The sequence below is a fragment of the Mesorhizobium sp. M0030 genome (assembly GCF_040323695.1).
Lineage (GTDB): Bacteria > Pseudomonadota > Alphaproteobacteria > Rhizobiales > Rhizobiaceae > Mesorhizobium.
The window spans coordinates 1-1,317 of sequence record NZ_JAMYVE010000046.1; the positions used below are offsets into that span (position 1 = coordinate 1).

Genomic DNA, 1,317 nt, shown 5'->3' on the forward strand with positions numbered 1-1,317 from the left:
GCGGGGTGGAGCAGCCCGGTAGCTCGTCAGGCTCATAACCTGAAGGTCACAGGTTCAAATCCTGTCCCCGCAACCAACAAAAAAAGCCCGCTTCACGCGGGCTTTTTGCGTTCGGACCGTGATCGATGGCGATTTTAACCTGCACCAGGGGTCGGAAGCAGGCGAAGCCGACCGTGGGACAGAAAAGCCAAATCATGACCCCCAACCGCCCGCAGCTCGCAGGCCTTTTGTATTCGGCACCTTTGCCCACGCGAAGCCGGTTGGCTCCCGGCTCTGTCAGCGCGGCAACCGCCGCGCGCCGGCGCGATGGTGACCGGACGCTTTGGATCCTGCAAAACCAGGCGACGAACCATTCTCTCGCCATCAGATCTTGGAAAGCGAACCGTGATCGTGCGCTTCCAATCATTGCTATCTATTGTTACCGGGCTTTGATCGGCGCCATAATCTTCCAGGAGGTTGCCGTGCCCGACTACGCTCTGAACGACCACTATGAGAGCTTTACCAGGAAGCAGCTCGAATCAGGCCGCTACAACAATGCCAGTGAGGTTGTTCGCGCCGGCCTGCGTATGCTCGAGGATTTCGAGGCGGAGCGGGAAAGATGGTTGCGCGAGGAGGTTCCGGCGCGCCTGACCGAGCTCCGGCAGGATCCGGCTAAACTAAGGGCATCCCTGTCGAGACAGTTTTTTCGCGACTCGAGGCGCGTCATCACGCGAAGCAGGCGAAAGCCAAATAGGCAATGGAGTACCGCATTGTCTTCCACCCCAAGGCGGAACTGAACTCGGCCAGCTCTATGACGACATAGCCGACCCGTGCGTCGCCGGCGATCGCTTGGAATTTCGTTGTCGGCATCGCGACCATTTCCTGAGCGTGTCGACTTTTCCACAGTGCGGCACAGAGCGGGTCGAGATCATGCCTGGTCCGCGGATCATCAGCTGGCGACGTGCCGTCAGCATTGCTTTCGCAGTCGATGCCGAACGGGTCTGGTTCTGGGTATCTTTTTCGCCGGCCGCAACATCACGGCGGAATTGCTGGAAGGCCGGCTCTGAAGCGCTGCTTAGGCTGGCGTGGGGATCGACACTCGCCAGGAGGCGATTCTCAGGCCGATGGCACGCACCTGCCGCCGCCTAGGTGGGAGCTTGGTAGAAGAGTGATCCTCAGCGGAACACCACTCACAATTTCAGCCAAGCCAGCTCACGAATTTCCGCCCCGTGGATATCTCCACGAGAAATCGAAAAAACATCGTCGATGACTGTTGACAGTTCTGGTTGGTGGCGACTATATACGCCTCACGAACGAGGGCGGTGCGCCGCTGGCGGC

Annotated in this window: 1 pseudogene; it reads left to right on the forward strand. The window is 59.4% G+C overall.

Features of this window, described 5'->3' with window-relative positions:
- Positions 1–461: 461 nt before the first annotated feature.
- Positions 462–733 (forward strand): annotated as a pseudogene (locus NKJ80_RS31400) (type II toxin-antitoxin system ParD family antitoxin).
- Positions 734–1,317: the final 584 nt, after the last annotated feature.